Consider the following 17,306-nt stretch of genomic DNA (forward strand, 5'->3'; position numbering starts at 1 on the left):
GTTAATGAGCCTCTCTTATTTCTTTTTTGACTCCGCCAATCTTTATTCTTTGATGAAAAAATAGATAATCTGCTAGTTCTTGTTTAAGACCAATTGATTCAAGTGTTTTATAGGCTTGCGTTGAGTTATCAAATTCTTTGAGCTTTAACTGGTCTAAAGCGTAATTAATTTCGAAAGTATTCCAGTTGTATTGATGTCCTCTTTGATACCAATAAAGCAACTGAGAAATCTCTGATTCATTAGGTAAATTTCTGTGATCTATTAACTTAAAAGTAATATCAATTGAGTGGAGTAGATCGGAAAGTATTGCAAAGCGGTTTAAGTCATCAGTTGATAATGATGCTATGGATGGTTTGACTTCGTGAACTTCATAATCACCTTTTTGGGTTTGAACTAAAAAATCTGGAAAACAATACTGTTCATTGATCAGTAAAATTTTTAATGCTTGTGAGCGATATTTTAAGACATTTGGATCTTGTTCTAACGATAGTGCATGAGCAAGTTCAAGTCGGCTTTCTAATGGTATTGCTCCACAACACTTTTCACTAGGGAAGAGAGAGGTTCGACGACCAAATGCTCCTTGGTGGATCTTACGTTGCCCATGAAGTGTAGCTGCTACATTTGCTGTTGATTCAAAGGCAATCCTAATTTGTTTCAAGATATTGGTTTGAATATCAGTTTTTGAAAAAACTGTTTTATAAGACATATCGGTTCATCCATAAGTAATTCTATTCTCAATAGACATTTGAGAATGAGCTAATCTGTACTATTGCGATCGAATAGCACTTACTTGACTGGTGACGATACAGAGAAGATACTATGATTCTCACGTCTTTATATTCTTCTATATAAAGTCACCAACGGATCCTTTTAAGGTCCGTTTTTTATTGAATTTTTCTCTATTTTTTCATAATTACTCCAAGAGTATTTTTAAGTATGAGAAATTTGATGGTTCATGAAAAAGACGTATTAATAATTTCACACAACTATCAATCATCTTTAATTCTCAATTTAACTGCGATTTTGTGACTCTCTCCTCGAATAGGAAGTCTATTCATTTTCAAGACTCTATATACCAATTCTGTTGAAAAGTTATTCTCCTTAGCCCAATCCGAAAAGGATATTCCTTTCTTTTGAAATTCTGTCTTAACTTGCTCAATAGATTTAGCCATAGCGTTGAAATTTGTAAGATATAGGAGGAAATTTAGTTTCAAAAAAAAATTAAATCAAGTTATTTTTTTTAATTAATTTGTTGTTTTTTAAGTAAATATTTTTGAAAAATATTATCTTATTTATTTTCGTAATATTTTTAAAATATTATCTAAAATCTTTAATTTCTCTCTTTTTTCTTCTCCGTATAAATCAATTTTTTGATCTAAATTTATAAATTCTGAATTAAGTTCAGGATATTTTAATACGAGTTCATGCAAGTACTCTTTTTGAGTGTTTAAGCTAATTATGTTTTTGTTTATTAAACTTTTTTCAAGTTCTATAACCTTTTTTAAGCGGCTATTTAAAAAATGATTTCTATTCTGTTTCAGTTTTTCAGTTTCACTATAAAGGAATATACGACTGTTACTTTCTGACCTTTTAAAACTCAAGAATCCATGACGCAATAATGTTCTTAAAGATGCATATATATGCGATGCATGAATGGTAGAATTTTTTCCTTTAAGATTTTTTATTTTTTTTAAAAACATTTTCGCTTCCCATTCATGGATTTCATTTTGAAGAAAAACTTTTTCAAACTTTTCTGTATGTGGAAGATAAAATTGAAACATAGCTATTAAATCTTTTTGATAAAAAAGAGGATTATAGTCCGCGGATATATAGTCCTCAATTGATGATATTTCTCTTTTGAGCAATTAGTTACAAATGTCAGAATTATCAGTAGCAATCGGTCAATTAATCCGCAATAGACGAACACAACAAAAATTAACTCAGGAATCCCTTGCTCTTCAATGTGGGATAGATCGTAGTTATATGGGACGTATTGAACGTGGCGAGGTTAATCTCACTGTTGAAAAAATTTATGAAATTGCTTTTGTGTTGAAAATTAGTGCCAAAGATTTAGGGTGTGTTGACACTTTTAGCTTAAAAAAATAGCGAAGTAGTAAAATCAAATCGCCGAACCCAATTTTACTATTCGCTATGCCTCGTACCATGCTGACAGATCAACACTGGCAAAAGTTGAAAGTTATTCTGCGTAATTTATCCATTCACCACAACTCAAATTTACGCAATTTTATTGAAGCTATTCTCTATAGAATTAGAACAGGCTGTCCGTGGCGAGATATTCCTTCCTGTTTTGGTCATTCAAACTCTATTTTCAAACGTTTTAATCGTTGGTCAAGCAGCGGTAAGTTACTTAGATTATTCAAATTACTAGCCTCATGCCCCGATATGGAGTGGATTTTTATTGATGGCTCTCATGTACGTGCTCATCAACATTCTGCCGGCATAGCGAATCAATCTATTTCTAAAAGTGTAGGAGGAAATTCCTCAAAAATACATTTGATTGTTGATGCACATGGCAATCCTATTGATTTCATGATTACCGATGGAACCACACATGATGTTAAAGTTGCACCTGATTTAATATCAACATTAGATTTAAAAGAGACAAAAGTGTTATGCGCAGATAAAGGCTATGATTCAGAACCACTGCGTGAACAGATCAGGAAAACAGGGACTAAAGCGAATATACCAAAGAAAACGAATAGCCAATCGAACAATGACCATATGGACTGGTATTTATATAAAATCAGGCATTTAGTTGAAAATATGTTTTGTAGATTAAAGCAATTTAGAGGAATAGCTACTCGATATGACAAGCTAAAAAGAAATTATCAAAGTTCTGTTGCTTTAGCCTGTATATTTTTATGGCTACCTTTATAGGGTTAATTATGAACAGTAAATGTCAACAGACCCTAGTTACACTTATCCAAATAGTACGACGGTGGCATTGAATACTGAAACGACATATGACTGGAATGCAGAAGAAGCCACAGTTCCTGTCAACTTGACTGTGACCAAAGTGATTCGCCTAAATGGTCAGGCCATTAGTGTGGGCGGTGGTGCTCGATATTGGGTTGATGATACTGACGGCAGCCCGAAAGGTTGGGGGGCACGTTTGGTCGCATCCTTTGTTTTCCCGAAATAATCAATTGAGTCTGTATTGATTAGAGTGACATTCAATGGATTTAAACTATATGCTTGAATTCGTTGGGTACTTTTTATTTAACGAAGTAGCAAAACCAGAAGTCATACAATATGGCTTCGACTTTTGTCTCTTAACTCGGTTGGAGGAACGCCAAACCAGCTTTTAAAGTTGCGACTGAAAATAGATAATTCTGCATAGCCCAACTGTAGAGCAATATCTGTCAAATTCACATTGCCTGCATCAAGCATACGAAGCGCTTCTTTTTTTCGGACATTTTCGAGTATATCTCGATAGGTTGTTCCTTGCATTTTTAAAGCGCGCTGAAGCTTTTTCGGATGCATTCCCATACAGAGTGCGATATTTTCAATGCTGCAGTCTCCTGTCGCCATCAGCATGCGGACTGAACTCTCTATCAGTGCGGTATTGTCTTCAGTTTTGGTGCTGCTTTGTGTTTCAAGCTGCTGTACGATTAGTTGATTAATGGCATCTTCATTAAAATTATAGGGTTTATAGCTTAAAAAGCTTGCGGGAAAATAAAGCGCATCCTCATCGGTTTCAAATTCCACTGGACAGGAAAAATGTGCTTGGAAAGTTTGAGCTCCTTTTTGTGGTGCTTTTTGCTTGAAGCAAATTTTTTCTGCATGCCACTGTGGGCCAATCAAATCTTTTAAAATATTCGCGACAAGGCAAATGGCCAGTTGTGATTTTTGTGGTACATCGGTGTTGTATTCACTTAAACGCACAAAGTTCAGCTTACAGAACAGAGCATTATGTTGCGAGACGTGAAAGACAACGCCTTCAGCATGTAAATAGACATACTTTTGCGCCACGCTTAAGGCTTCAAGTATGCTCGTTTGTCGGGACATATAGACGCCAATCAAACCGATTGTGCTAATATTTTGGAGTGCGCCGAGTTTTAAACCGAAGCAGTCATCCTGACAGGCTAAGGCCGCTTTTTCCAATAAATTTAAATAATGATCATAATGAATAAATGAATCTGGATCGCGGAGTAAAGCAGGTAAAATCCCGATCTCTTTCAAGATTCCTATAGGGTTTATGCCATAACTACGGACTAAGTCTTCAAAACCGCCGAGGCTGGCTGCACGAATATAACTTCCCATTACAACATTCCGTGTTGTCCTAAAAGATCAATTTAGTGTCCTAAAAAGTCAAGCATAATTCAAGTCATTTGTTAAAGTAGGATAAGAGATTATCTCAACCAACATAGAAAAGAAGTATTGAATCACCATTTTTAGCCGTGAAAGGAAAAGCATATGCAACTTACGGTTCAGTCTCATATCGAGCAAACAGTGATAGAACAGACATTGCACGATTGTTTTCAATTACAGCGCAAAAGCTTTCATCAGCAAGGCATTGAAACGATTGAACAACGCAAGCAACATTTACTGAATTTAAAAGCATTGATTAACAATCACCGTGAAGCAATTATTGACGCCTTGAATCGTGATTATGGAAATCGTTCACGCCATGAAACCTTATTAGCAGAAATTATAACTGTCACGGATGACATAAACGGCAGCATCAAACACTTGAAACACTGGACCAAAGTACAAAAACGACATGTCGATCATAGCCTGTATTTTGGTGCAAAAAACCGTGTGATTCCGCAGCCGCTGGGGGTGATTGGAATTATTGTGCCGTGGAATTTCCCCATCAATTTGATGTTCTCGCAATTATCTGCTGTGTTTGCTGCGGGAAATACCGCTATGGTTAAAATGTCTGAAAATTCAAGACATTTGGCTGAATTACTGATTGAGTTAAGTCCCAAATACTTTAAAGCGGAAAAATTACAGATTTTCGATGAGACTGGTGAAGTAGGCATCGCATTTTCAAAATTGCCGTTTGACCACCTGATGTTTACTGGCTCTGGTGCGACAGGGCGTAAAGTCATGGCTGCTGCAGCACAGAACTTGACGCCAGTGACTTTGGAGTTGGGTGGTAAATCTCCTGCGGTGATTGATCCTGAATACCCTATTGAGAAAGCTGTAGAACGCATTATGTTTGTGAAACAGTTTAATGCGGGGCAAATTTGTACCAATGTCGATTATTTATTTGTACATGAGTCGAAGTTACAAGCTTTTATTCAAGCCGCGGCAGCGTGGGTTCAGGAACATGTGCCTGATATTCATAGCAAAGATTATACTTCTGTGATTGATGAGCGTGCATTTCAGCGCTTAGTGCATAGCTTGGCAGATGCTGAAGCCAAAGGGGCCAGTTTGATTAATTTAAATCAGCAAGAACCAGATGCTGCGACACGAAAATTTCCACTGACTTTGGTATTGAACAGTAATGATGAGATGGAAATTGATACGCGTGAAACCTTTGGTCCGATCTTGATGGTCAAAACCTACCAAAAGCCTGAAGAGGTAGTAGACTATATTGTGCAGCGTGATCGTCCATTGGCTTTTTATCCATTTAGTAATAACAAAAGTTTAATCGATTTTTATATCAGCAGAGTTATGTCGGGCGGGGTTTCGGTCAATGATGCCTTATTTCATGTCGGGCAGCATGACTTACCCTTTGGTGGAGTCGGTGCCAGCGGGATGGGGCACTATCATGGTTATGAAGGCTTTTTGACTTTTTCTAAAATGCGCCCTGTATTTTATCAGGCGGGTTTTTCGAGTTTGAAGTTTCTCGCGCCACCGTATGGAAAATTTGCCAATTGGCTGTTGAATTTATTGATTCGCATGAAGTCATAAGCGCTTAAATTTTAAAACCTCAACATCACTTTTCACTTCAAGATGGATATTTTGAAGTGAAGGAATTAGTGTATTTAAAAACAGAAAAATAAAACTATTAAAGGAGTTAATAGTATGAATAATAAAGATTTTGATTATGATCAAATCGTGATTGGCTCAGGCTTTGGTGGATCGGTCAGTGCTTTACGCCTCAGTGAAAAAGGCTATAAAGTCCTGATTTTGGAGAAAGGCTTACGCCGTGAAGACAAGGATTTTCCAACCACCAATTTAGACACAAAAAACTATTTGTGGCGACCTGAACTGGGATTCAGAGGTACGATGCAATTTACTTTCACCAGTAAAACCACCATTTTGCATGGGGTGGGCGTTGGTGGGGGCTCACAAATTTATGCCAATGTACATTTAATTCCACCTGATGCAGTTTTTGAGTCGGAGGCATGGACCAAGATTCGTAAAGACTGGAAAGACACCTTAAAGCCGTTTTATGGTCTCGCTCAACGTATGTTGGGTACAGCGAATAATACTTATACCAATATTGCAGACGACACGTTAAAAGAAGTTGCGAGTGAAATTGGATATGCAAATTCATTTAAAACGGTGAATACGGGGGTCTTCTTTTCGCAAGTAGCTGGTCAAGAAGGACAATTAGCGAAAGATCCGTATTTCAATGGAGATGGACCAGATCGTAACTCCTGTATTTATTGTGGCAGTTGTATGTTGGGCTGTCGTAATAATGCCAAAAACACCCTCATGAAGAATTACCTGTATTTTGCTGAACGTAATGGGGTAGAAATTCGTCCAAGTTCTGAAGTCCTCAAAATTATGCCATTGAGTGAGGATGGTGGTGAAGGCTATGAAATCATTATCAAAGAAACTTTAGGTAAGAATGTTCGTCAATATAGTTTGCGCAGTCGTGGGGTAGTGTTATCTGCAGGGGTGATGGGTACGGTACCGATGTTGTTAAAAATGCGGGATCAGTATAAGACTTTACCCAATATTTCTTCATTGCTGGGACAGGAAGTTCGGACGAACTCGGAAACTCTGACCACAGTGAACAACACAGATAAAAAACTGGATGATGGGGTAGCAATCAGCTCTTTTATTTCGGTCGATGCAGATACCAATATTGAGGTCACACGGTTCCCTGAAGGTGCGGATGCTTCATGGATTTATATTCCATACGTGCCGATGGTGACCGGTCAGGGCTTTATGCGCTTTATGAAGTTTGTGTTCAATACACTGTTACATCCCTTAAAAACCTTTAAAGTACTGCGTTATAAGGGTAAAGCCAAAGACTCTATCATTTTATTGGTGATGCAAAAGTCTGAAGCATTCATTCATTTTGAATGGCGTAGAAAGTGGTATCGACTGTTCAAAAATAGTATCACTGCTGTGCAAAAAGAAGGGGACACGCCACTCACCGTTTCATTCCCTGCGGCTGAAGAAGCCACTAAAATGATTGCACAAAAGTTAGGTGGAGAACCTGGTTCTGCACTTACTGAAATTCTACTGGGAACGCCAACGACAGCACATATTATGAGTGGTGTCGCGATGGGCAATGACAAGTCGAATGGCGTTGTGGACTTCACTGGTCAAGTCTTTGGTTATCAAAATTTACGCGTATTAGATGGTTCGATTGTACCTGGGAATTTAGGTGTGAATCCCTCACTAACCATTACCGCACTGTCTGAATTTGCGATGAGTCAAATCCCAGTGTTCTCCGCAGAGCGGGCAGCAAAGATTCAGCGTATTGAATTTAGTCAGCCTTTGGAGGGACAGGTGTCTGACTTGAAGGGTACTGGTGATTTAGCCAGTGCATTAAGCAATGCTTAAAAAAGTGGATATGGTTTGGGCTGGTGATGGTGATGGTGTCTAATACGGCAAATTAGACAGCCCAAGCAATACAATCTTGAGATCATTATCCCTCTAACGCTGTATGACAGCGTTAGAGGGCGTTGCTGATTTTATGGGCTATAATTCAGAAATTCCTAAGCTAAGAAGAGAGCGAAAAGCTGTCTTACCTTTTTTACCGATCAATGAGTAATTGGGGGGCATTATTGAGTCTATTCATAAACCCAAAAGCCATGGTTTATTTTTTCTTGTTATAAAATATGACTAGGGTCTGTTGACATTTACTGTTCATAATTAACCCTATAAAGGTAGCCATAAAAATATACAGGCTAAAGCAACAGAACTTTGATAATTTCTTTTGAGCTTGTCATATCGAGTAGCTATTCCTCTAAATTGCTTTAATCTACAAAACATATTTTCAACTAAATGCCTGATTTTATATAAATACCAGTCCATATGGTCATTGTTCGATTGGCTATTCGTTTTCTTTGGTATATTCGCTTTAGTCCCTGTTTTCCTGATCTGTTCACGCAGTGGTTCTGAATCATAGCCTTTATCTGCGCATACCACTTTTGTCTCTTTTAAATCTAATGTTGATATTAAATCAGGTGCAACTTTAACATCATGTGTGGTCCCATCGGTAATTATGAAATCAATAGGATTGCCATGTGCATCAACAATCAAATGTATTTTTGAGGAGTTTCCTCCTACACTTTTAGAAATAGATTGATTCGCTATGCCGGCAGAATGTTGATGAGCACGTACATGAGAGCCATCAATAAAAATCCACTCCATATCGGGGCATGAGGCTAGCAATTTGAATAATCTAAGTAACTTACCGCTGCTTGACCAACGATTAAAACGTTTGAAAATAGAGTTTGAATGACCAAAACAAGAAGGAATATCTCGCCACGGACAGCCTGTTCTAATTCTATAGAGAATAGCTTCAATAAAATTGCGTAAATTTGAGTTGTGGTGAATGGATAAATTACGCAGAATAACTTTCAACTTTTGCCAGTGTTGATCTGTCAGCATGGTACGAGGCATAGCGAATAGTAAAATTGGGTTTGGCGATTTGATTTTACTACTTCGCTATTTTTTTAAGCTAAAAGTGTCAACACACCCTACTACCTTAAAATTAAATTACCTATTACATCCAACAGTTTTTGGTATTTATGACGTTCGATGAGTCTTGTCGATATTCCTAAAGAAAGTGGTTTTTTTAATACATCTGCTTCATGATGCGATAAATACGCTTATGATTCACTTGCTTCAATAACATCTACTTGCCTTTAAGTGACAATTGAAATGTGACTCAGTTAGAGCTTGCTAGTCTTTTAATAAGCTACAGTCTTATGTATCTAAAGTTGAAATTTTACAAAGAAGATTGGCTTACTAATCTTAGATAAAGATATGAGAGTATGTATGAATCAATTCGATTTTTATGTTTAAAATACATTATCTGTATTAAGTTTATTAATTTACAATGAAAAAAAGAATAGGTCCAGATGGAGTTCATTTTTTTGATAGGGCTAATGGGAATAATATCCTAATAAATGAGCTTCTATTGCCAGAAGCAGACTGGACTGTAGCACCTAGACAAATTTCAGTAGCACTTACTAATATTTGTGATTTGCATTGTAAATTTTGCTATGCGCCCAAAATAAAAGCCTCTCTTCCATTTGATTACTTAAAAAAATGGTTAAAGGAAATTGATCAGCTTGGTACTTTTGGAGTGGGCTTTGGAGGCGGGGAACCAACTTTATATCCTAAATTTGCTGAGATATGTGAATTTACAGCTAACGAGACAGATTTAGCTGTAACATTCACTACTCACGGACATCGTTTAACTGATGATTTATTGTCTAATCTTAAAGGAAATGTAAATTTCATTAGAATAAGTATTGATGGTGTTGGGACTACTTATGAGAAATTTCGTGGTCGAAAATTTGATAAATTAATAGAACGTATTGAAAGAACAAGGGAAATTAGTTCTTTGGGTTTCAATGTTGTAATTAATGATTCAACTATACAGGACCTTGATCAGGTCACAGAAATTGCAGAGAAGTTTGATATATCCGAAGTTCTACTTTTACCCCAGCAAGCTACTCAAAACGTCAAAAGTTTATCAAAAGATTCTTATGAAAAAATGAAGAAGTGGATAGAAGGTTATAGTGGGGAAACTCGTTTAACTATAAGTGATATTGGGCTTGAATCAAATTTTATATGCAATCCACTTTTGATGGAAACTGGGCTTAATGCTTATGCTCATATAGATGCTCTAGGCTTTCTTAAAAGTAGTTCATATTCAAATATTGGTCAGGAAATTGGTGGAAAAAGTGTTTTAGAAGCACTTCAGTTATTAAAGAAATATAAATAAGGGTAAGACGTGAAAATTTGGAACAGAGAGATGGATCAGAACATTCTATGAATTTGGTATTAATAGGCTCATTTGTTCAAGCTAAAGATGCTGAAAATATAGAAAAGTTTGTTACAAAGTTGAAAAAAGCTTCTGAATATGAGGAATATTACTTATCTGGTGAACCTCCAGAAAATCATAGATTTTCTAAAGAAGTCTTAGAGGCTCTTCAAGAACACCACGTTAATCATTTATCTCCATTAGAAATAGATCAATTTAATTCTGATTATTATTTAGAGCGAGATGGGAATAAGATAACGATTGATACGGATGAGATTGATATATCTGCATTTATTAAAATATTTGTAGATGCTGGTGCTAAAGTAGAAGTTTACTCAAAACATTTCTATCCTGAGAATCCTGAGAATCCTGAGAATCCTGAGAATCCTGAGAATCCTGAGAATCCTGAGAATCCTGAGAATCCTGAGAATCCTGAGAATCCTGAGAATCCTGAGAATCCTGAGAATCCTGAGAATCCTGAGAATCCTGAGAATCCTGAGAATCCTGAGAATCCTGAGAATCCTGAGAATCCTGAGAATCCTGAGAAATTTGGGGAAGAATAATAGAATGTCTCATCTTGATTGGAGTAAATTTGAAAATTTATCTGGTGCAGCTGACGTAAATTTTGAAAAGCTTTGTAGATCATTAATAAGAAGACACTATGGTCAATATGGTTCTTTTAAAGAGCTTGCTAATCAGGCTGGGGTCGAGTTCCATCTAAAGTTAGACCAAGACTGTGCTTTGGGAGGTTCTACACGATGGTATGGATGGCAATGTAAATGGTATGACTTGCCTAGAGCACGAGCAATAGGAACAACTAGAAAAGATAAAATTGTTGATGGACTTAATAAGTCTAAGAAATATTTACCTCACTTAACGGATTGGGTTTTATGGACTAAATATATTCTTACAGAGGGCGATCAAGAGTGGTTTTATGGATTGCAAGCTAATTATCCATTTAAACTACATCTTCAAACTTGCGATGACATTGAGAGTTTATTGGTTGGACCAGCATTAGCTTTGCGAGAGGCTTATTTTGGTGAGTTGGTAATTGATGAACAAGTGTTAAATCAACATTATCAAATCATAGCATCTACTCATAGTAAGAAGTTTCAACCTGAAGTGCACCAAACGGTTAAAGCTGAAAAGATAATTGAAAAATGTTTAGGAAGACACTCCTCTTGGGACTCACTAGATAGCCTTGAGAAATCTATAAACAATAATTTAAAAATAGTCAAAGATGCACTTAATCTTGAGGATAGCTATGTCAAAACAACCTTGCCCGATTTTATAGCTGATGGGGAAAGATTGAGTGGTTTTTTAGATTGTTTATTTTCAGAGTTGGCAGCAGGAAATTTTGAAAAAGCAAAAGAGCTTTTGGTTGAAGATTTAAGTTGTGATTGGTCTAAATATAGGAAAACGATAGCTCGATTACGAGCTAATAGAAGCCATACTGCTATGTTTGCAGCAAATTTGTTAGCAGATTTTTATGCTTTTTCAGAAGAAATAAAAAAGGTAAGAAATGCTTTAAATGCCAAGGTCATTACTATCGTTGGTAAGGCTGGCGATGGTAAAACAGATCTTGCTTTAGAAATATGTAGACCAAGAGATGGCATTAATGCTGGAGTCCTTTTTTTAGGAAAAGAGTAAGCGTCCGCTGAACACACCTTCTGAATTCATCCTATAAGCCTTAATTTAGTCCCCACTTAGAAACAAGTGGGGACTTAATCCATGAACATGGATATATATTCAGCAACACCTCCTGTTGCTAAAAAACGCCGAAAATACAGCAAAGAATTCAAACTCAGTATTGTCAATGCCTGCAAAAATCCTAATACCTCGATCGCTTCGGTCGCACTGCAACATAGTATTAATGCCAACCTTGTCAGTCGTTGGATCAGGATCTTCAGCCATCATGATGGTGCCGTGCAGGATCCTACTCATGTGAATCCAGCATTTATTGCTTTGCCTTACACTGCTGCAATCAGCCAACCTATTGATGAGAGGATCACGTTGTGTATCACCGTGCCTCATACGAATAATGATATTCAGCTAAAATGGCAGACATCAGAAATACCTGTCTTGGCAGAATTACTCAAGGCACTTGCAACATGATCCGCATTGATGAAATCTGGTTGTCTACTCAGCCCATGGACATGCGTGCAGGTATGGATACGACCATGGCTCAGGTGGTGAGAGCCTTTGGCTACATCAAACCGCATTGCGCCTACCTGTTCTGTAATAAACGTGGCCATCGTATGAAAGTGCTGGTACATGATGGACTGGGCATCTGGCTGTGTGCCAGGCGGCTGGAACAGGGAAAATTCCACTGGGCTCAAGTTCACCAAGGTGAAACCGTGGTCCTCAACCCGGAACAGTTACAGGCATTAATCCAGGGTTTGCCCTGGCAGCGCATTGGACGACAGCAAGTGGTAACAATGCTCTAAACCAAGCTCGGCTATTCTGCTATTCTCCAAACGTTCTATTTCATTCTCTTCATGACCTCAGGCATACTGCGGTCATGAATACGCTGCCTGACTTAAGCCAACTGACCCATGAACAACTGCTGGAATTTACCCGGCAGTTGGCGATGCAGCATCAGTCTCTAGCACAATCAAACCAGCAATTAGATGCCAGAGTTCAACATCTTGAAGTCACCAATCAGCAATTAGATTCTAAAGTTCAACATCTTTCTATTCTCAATCAAAAATACGAGCATGAACTGGCGCTGTTTAAAAAGCACAAATTCGCCCAAAAGAATGAACACTTAACGGCAAAACAAATCCATCTGTGGGATGAAGCGGTTGAAGAAGATATTGCCGCGGTTGATCTAGAACTGGAACGGCTAAATGCAGATAAAACTAATGCAGCGACACAGAAAGCCAAAACCAATAAACCTAAACGTCGACCACTGCCAGATCATCTACACACCATCCGTATTGAGCATGAACCTGCATCAACCCAATGTGCTTGTGGATGCCAACTCCGGCGTATCGGCGAAGATGTCAGTGAAAAACTGCATTTCAGACCGGCACAGTTCTATAAGGAACAGCATGTGCGTGGTAAATGGGTCTGTGATCAGTGTGACACCCTGACTCAGCAAGCGATGCCCGCCTATGTGATTGATAAAGGCATTGCTTCACCTGAACTGCTCAGCCATGTTTTGGTATCGAAATATGCCGATCATTTGCCGCTGTACCGTCAACGTCTGATCTATCAGCGGGCTGGCATTGATCTGTCCAGATCCACTTTATCTGACTGGATTGGTCGCTGCGGTGTGGAACTGGAACCTCTGGCCAATGCCTTAAAACAGGTGGTGCTGCAACAGCGGGTGATCCATGCCGATGAAACGCCGGTCACCATTATGCGGATGGGTGAGAATGAGAAAAAACCGAAGAAAGGTTATGTCTGGGCCTATGCCACTACACAGTACAATCCAGTTCAAGCCGTGATCTATGACTTTCAGGATAGTCGTTCAGGTCAGCATGCTGAAGCGTTCCTGAAAGACTGGCAGGGCCATCTGGTCTGTGATGATTACAGCGGTTATAAAGCACGCTTTAAATCAGGTCAGGTCATAGAGGTGGGCTGCATGGCCCATGCACGTCGTAAATTCCATGAACTGCATGCGACCAAAAAAAGTCAGGTCGCTGAACAGGCATTAGTGCTGATTCAGAAACTGTATGCCATAGAAGCAGAACTCAGGAAAAAGACCGATGGTACAGCAGAACAGCGCCGCGAATACCGACAACAGCATAGTCAACCGGTGATGCAACAACTGTATGAATGGCTCAACCAACATCAACTGACTGTGCCATCGAGTTCTCCAACCGCCAAGGCGATCAATTACACTCTGAAGCGTTGGCCAGCTTTAAGCCGCTATCTGGATGATGGCAATCTACCGATTTGCAATAACTGGGTGGAAAACCAGATGCGCCCCTGGGCGTTGGGACGTAAGAACTGGTTATTTGCAGGTTCGCTGCGCAGCGGTCAGCGAGCAGCCAATATTATGACATTAATCCAGTCAGCAAAGCTGAATGGGCTGGATCCGTATGCCTATTTAAGTGATGTGCTGAAAAGGTTGCCGACACATAAAGTGACTCAGATTGAAGAATTGCTACCACACCGCTGGAAACCTGAACCGAATTAAAAAATAGGCATGGGGTTCAGCGGACGCTTACGGAAAAGATTTACATGCAGGCGAAAATTTAGATCATTTAGTCAAAAGTTTTAAGATATATGGACGACCTATTAATACATTTGAGGATCTTTTAGAAGCAGTAGATGCAGCAGGTCAACGCCTTTGTAAACGTATTCCAATTGTAATTGATGGGCTAAGTGAATCTGAAGACCCAAGAAATTGGAGAAATGAAGTAGCAAAAGCAAATGCATTACTAGAAAACTATCCAAATATATTACTAGTGCTAACTTTAAGAGGAGAGTTTTATAAAGATTGTATTCCAGAAACAATTCCAACTTTTGAGTTGAATGGGTTTGTAGATGATCCAATTGCGGCGATACATTGTTATTTTGAACATTACAAAATAGATGCTTTAGATGCAGATATACCAATCGAACTACTTACACATCCTTTAACATTAAGACTTTATTGTGAATCAGCAAATTCAGAAAGAAGAAGAGTTGTAGGTGTAGAAGCATTACCCCGTTCTCAAGTTGCTATATTTGAGAAATACTTTGAAAAAGCAATTGATCATATTGTAGATTTATCTCCGTCAAATCAAAGGTTATATCATGAAGATATTGAAGATACCTTATTGAAAATTGCTGAAGTGTTATGGACAGAAAATTATAGGACATTAGATTTTAATCAGGCTCGTAGTATTGCTAATGAAGTCGTGAGGTCAGGAAGCAGCTTAATAAAAAGCCTTGAATCCGAGGGTATATTATTAAAGTATAGATCACAAAATGGTAATCATGAGATAGGTTTTTCTTATGATTTAATGGCTGGGTTTAAAATAGCTGAATACCTTTTAAAAGGTGATTTTAATAGTTGGATTAGGCAAAATATTCATAAAATTCAGTATGGTCAACTACATTCAAATACCCTGGCTTATGATGTTTTTAACTCATTAGTTGGTCTATATCCTAAATATTATGTGAGAAAACATCTTTGGCAATTGTTAGAAGGTGATTTTAAAGAACGTGCTCTTTTACAAACAACTCAAGAGCAAGCAGCTCTTATCAATAGAGAAACAATAGAGGAATTCCAGAAATATTTATTATCCTCAGAGCAATTTGCTTCTAAAGCATTTACCAAGCTGAAAACTACTCGGTCGGCATATGCTCATCCCTTTGATGCAAGCTTCTTAGATAAAGCTTTAAGAGCTATGGGAAATACATACCGTGATTTAACATGGTCTGAATGGATAAGAAGAAATTATAGAGAACTTAAAAATGACCTAGAGGTTCTTGAAAAAAGATGGTCTCGAATAGAAATTGGTTCTAGTGAGAAAGGTCGAGCTTTATGGGTTCAATGGTTATTAACAACTAACCATAGAGATTTAAGGGATCAAGCAACAAAAGTACTTTCTATATATGCAAAAAAAGATCCAAAAACATTCTTTGAGATGGCAATTAATTCATTAGATATTACGGATCCATATGTGCCAGAAAGAACTTTTGCTGCAGCGTATGGGGCTATTTTAAGTGCAGATTTTATTGATGTAGAAAAAATAAATAGTAATGTTTGTGGTTTCGCCCAACAAATTATAGAAAATTGTTTTTTACCTAATTCTGAATACTCTACTACTCATACAATTTTGAGAGAATATTTACTAGGTACTATTAATTATGCTTTAACAGTAAATCGAAATTTTGTCAGTCAAGAATATTTAGATTATTGTCAAAAACCTTATCAACATTTACCTAATCTGTTTGATAGTCTCCCTGATATAAGTGAAGAGAAAATAATTGAAGTCAAAAAATTAGCCCTTCGTATGGATTTTAATAATTACACTATTGGAAGATTAATTCCGGATAGACGTAATTATGATGATTCACATCCTAACTATATTGAGACACGTAAGACTATTTTGAAAAGAATGATCCAGCTTGGATATCTACCTGAAAAATTTCAAGAGATTGATAGAGATATAGGTTCGAGTTCTTATTATGATCGTGATGTAAAAATAGATAGATATGGAAAAAAATATAGCTGGATTGCGTTCTATGAAATGTATGGATGGAAGGCTGATAGGGAGCTTTTAGATGATTGGCGTGGTAATGAAAGATGTAGTGATGTGAGTATCGATCCCACATTCCCTAAAGTAGAAAACTCTTGGAATCCAGAGACTACAGATATATTTACTAATTCTCCAAAGGATATTGGTGCGTGGATTTTAAATGGACCAATTCCTAACTACTTGGATATCTTAGAGACTCAGCAGTTTAACGAAACTGATAGCTGGATTTTACTGAATGGATTTATACAAGAGGATTCAAAAACGGATTATCGTGAAATCTTTACATTTATGAGAGGCTTTTTTGTTGCAAATGAACATGTCTCTACGATAAGTGAATTTTTTTGTAATAAGGATTATCTTGGTAATAATGCTCTGCCACGAATTCCTGAAAATCACTATAAATACGCAGGTGAAATGGTTTTGGGGAATTCATTTTTAGAACTAAATGAAAATGTAAATAGTCGGGTGAATTTGGATGAATGGGATGCATCTAGTTTTTTAATAGAAGTTCCTGTGCAATCTTATTCTTGGGAGTCTTATCACAGTTCTTTGAATCAAGCAGGAGGAATAGACTTTCCGAATCCTGAATTATGTCAGAGATTAGGTCTAAAATACCATAATGGTGATCCAGACTTATATGATTTTGACGGGGTAGCCTCTATTTTTAGAACATTGAAATCTTCTGATGAGAATTTGAAAGGTCATTTATTATATTTAAGAAAAGATCTTTTTCAAAAATATCTTATAGAAACTGGACAAACATTTGTATGGATATTATGGGGAGAAAGAGGGCAAAACTATAAAGGGGATGAAGAGATACATGAATATTTCAGAACTAATCAACACTTGCATAAACAAGTTTATGTTTGGAACGATGATCAAATAGTTAAATTAGATTAACTCATGTTACTAAAATCCAATTTAGATTAAAGAAAAAACCGCCATTAATGGCG

General features: G+C 37.4%; 15 protein-coding genes and 2 pseudogenes. 12 read left to right on the top strand and 5 right to left on the bottom strand.

The genetic code is table 11. The features are described from left to right. Position 1: 1 nt before the first annotated feature. The 3 genes from LZP46_RS03415 to LZP46_RS03425 all read right to left on the bottom strand — a co-directional run bounded on the left by LZP46_RS03415 (position 2) and on the right by LZP46_RS03425 (position 1,781). On the bottom strand, positions 2-706 hold the full coding sequence (locus LZP46_RS03415; RefSeq protein WP_087662170.1) for a hypothetical protein: 705 nt from the start codon (positions 704-706) through the stop codon (positions 2-4). Positions 707-989: 283 nt separating this feature from the next. Beyond that, positions 990-1,172, bottom strand: a complete 183-nt coding sequence (locus LZP46_RS03420) for a DNA-binding protein (protein WP_087662181.1) — start codon at positions 1,170-1,172, stop codon at positions 990-992. A gap of 120 nt (positions 1,173-1,292) precedes the next feature. Next, positions 1,293-1,781 (bottom strand): hypothetical protein, encoded by a 489-nt coding sequence (locus tag LZP46_RS03425; RefSeq protein ID WP_143225370.1) that lies wholly within the window; start codon positions 1,779-1,781, stop codon positions 1,293-1,295. Positions 1,782-1,875: 94 nt separating this feature from the next. Between LZP46_RS03425 and LZP46_RS03430 the strand changes: the two genes are divergently transcribed. From LZP46_RS03430 to LZP46_RS03440, 3 genes and pseudogenes are all read left to right on the top strand, one after another. After that, positions 1,876-2,106, top strand: coding sequence for a helix-turn-helix domain-containing protein (locus LZP46_RS03430; protein ID WP_087662168.1), 231 nt, complete (start codon positions 1,876-1,878; stop codon positions 2,104-2,106). Positions 2,107-2,151: 45 nt separating this feature from the next. After that, positions 2,152-2,917 (top strand): annotated as a pseudogene (locus LZP46_RS03435) (IS5-like element ISAba31 family transposase). Next, positions 2,918-3,163 carry a hypothetical protein gene (locus LZP46_RS03440; protein ID WP_052690212.1) on the top strand — a complete coding sequence of 82 codons (246 nt, stop codon included), beginning with the start codon at positions 2,918-2,920 and terminating at the stop codon, positions 3,161-3,163. It abuts the pseudogene before it with no gap. Positions 3,164-3,264: 101 nt separating this feature from the next. On the opposite strand, the gene LZP46_RS03445 is transcribed toward LZP46_RS03440, so the two are convergent. Further along, positions 3,265-4,284 (bottom strand): AraC family transcriptional regulator, encoded by a 1,020-nt coding sequence (locus LZP46_RS03445; RefSeq protein WP_045796736.1) that lies wholly within the window; start codon positions 4,282-4,284, stop codon positions 3,265-3,267. Between the two features lie 153 nt (positions 4,285-4,437). On the opposite strand from LZP46_RS03445, the gene LZP46_RS03450 reads away from it, so the two are divergent. Then, the gene (locus LZP46_RS03450) at positions 4,438-5,883 is read left to right on the top strand and encodes a coniferyl aldehyde dehydrogenase (RefSeq protein ID WP_045796737.1); all 1,446 of its coding nucleotides are present in this window, start codon (positions 4,438-4,440) and stop codon (positions 5,881-5,883) included. Between the two features lie 114 nt (positions 5,884-5,997). Further along, positions 5,998-7,716, top strand: a complete 1,719-nt coding sequence (locus LZP46_RS03455; RefSeq protein WP_045796738.1) for a GMC oxidoreductase — start codon at positions 5,998-6,000, stop codon at positions 7,714-7,716. 299 nt (positions 7,717-8,015) lie between these two features. Here LZP46_RS03455 and LZP46_RS03460 read toward each other — a convergent pair. Then, positions 8,016-8,781 (bottom strand): annotated as a pseudogene (locus LZP46_RS03460) (IS5-like element ISAba31 family transposase). A 439-nt stretch (positions 8,782-9,220) separates the two neighbouring features. On the opposite strand from LZP46_RS03460, the gene LZP46_RS03465 reads away from it, so the two are divergent. The 7 genes from LZP46_RS03465 to LZP46_RS03495 all read left to right on the top strand — a co-directional run bounded on the left by LZP46_RS03465 (position 9,221) and on the right by LZP46_RS03495 (position 17,253). After that, on the top strand, positions 9,221-10,114 hold the full coding sequence (locus tag LZP46_RS03465; RefSeq protein WP_087662166.1) for a radical SAM protein: 894 nt from the start codon (positions 9,221-9,223) through the stop codon (positions 10,112-10,114). A 47-nt stretch (positions 10,115-10,161) separates the two neighbouring features. Next, on the top strand, positions 10,162-10,716 hold the full coding sequence (locus tag LZP46_RS03470; RefSeq protein WP_236094679.1) for a DUF6375 family protein: 555 nt from the start codon (positions 10,162-10,164) through the stop codon (positions 10,714-10,716). Between the two features lie 4 nt (positions 10,717-10,720). After that, on the top strand, positions 10,721-11,803 hold the full coding sequence (locus tag LZP46_RS03475; RefSeq protein ID WP_236094680.1) for a hypothetical protein: 1,083 nt from the start codon (positions 10,721-10,723) through the stop codon (positions 11,801-11,803). A gap of 81 nt (positions 11,804-11,884) precedes the next feature. Then, positions 11,885-12,268: a transposase gene (locus LZP46_RS03480; RefSeq protein WP_230245512.1), complete on the top strand. Its 384-nt coding sequence runs from the start codon at positions 11,885-11,887 to the stop codon at positions 12,266-12,268. Continuing rightward, positions 12,265-12,600 (top strand): IS66 family insertion sequence element accessory protein TnpB, encoded by a 336-nt coding sequence (tnpB, locus tag LZP46_RS03485; protein ID WP_165382150.1) that lies wholly within the window; start codon positions 12,265-12,267, stop codon positions 12,598-12,600. Before LZP46_RS03480 ends, tnpB begins: the two co-directional genes overlap by 4 nt. 74 nt (positions 12,601-12,674) lie before the next feature. Beyond that, positions 12,675-14,300 carry an IS66 family transposase gene (tnpC, locus tag LZP46_RS03490; protein WP_236093706.1) on the top strand — a complete coding sequence of 542 codons (1,626 nt, stop codon included), beginning with the start codon at positions 12,675-12,677 and terminating at the stop codon, positions 14,298-14,300. Positions 14,301-14,571: 271 nt separating this feature from the next. Then, positions 14,572-17,253, top strand: a complete 2,682-nt coding sequence (locus LZP46_RS03495) for a hypothetical protein (protein ID WP_236094681.1) — start codon at positions 14,572-14,574, stop codon at positions 17,251-17,253. Positions 17,254-17,306: the final 53 nt, after the last annotated feature.

The sequence above is a fragment of the Acinetobacter sp. SCLZS86 genome (assembly GCF_021560715.1).
Taxonomy (GTDB): Bacteria; Pseudomonadota; Gammaproteobacteria; order Pseudomonadales; family Moraxellaceae; genus Acinetobacter; species Acinetobacter towneri_A.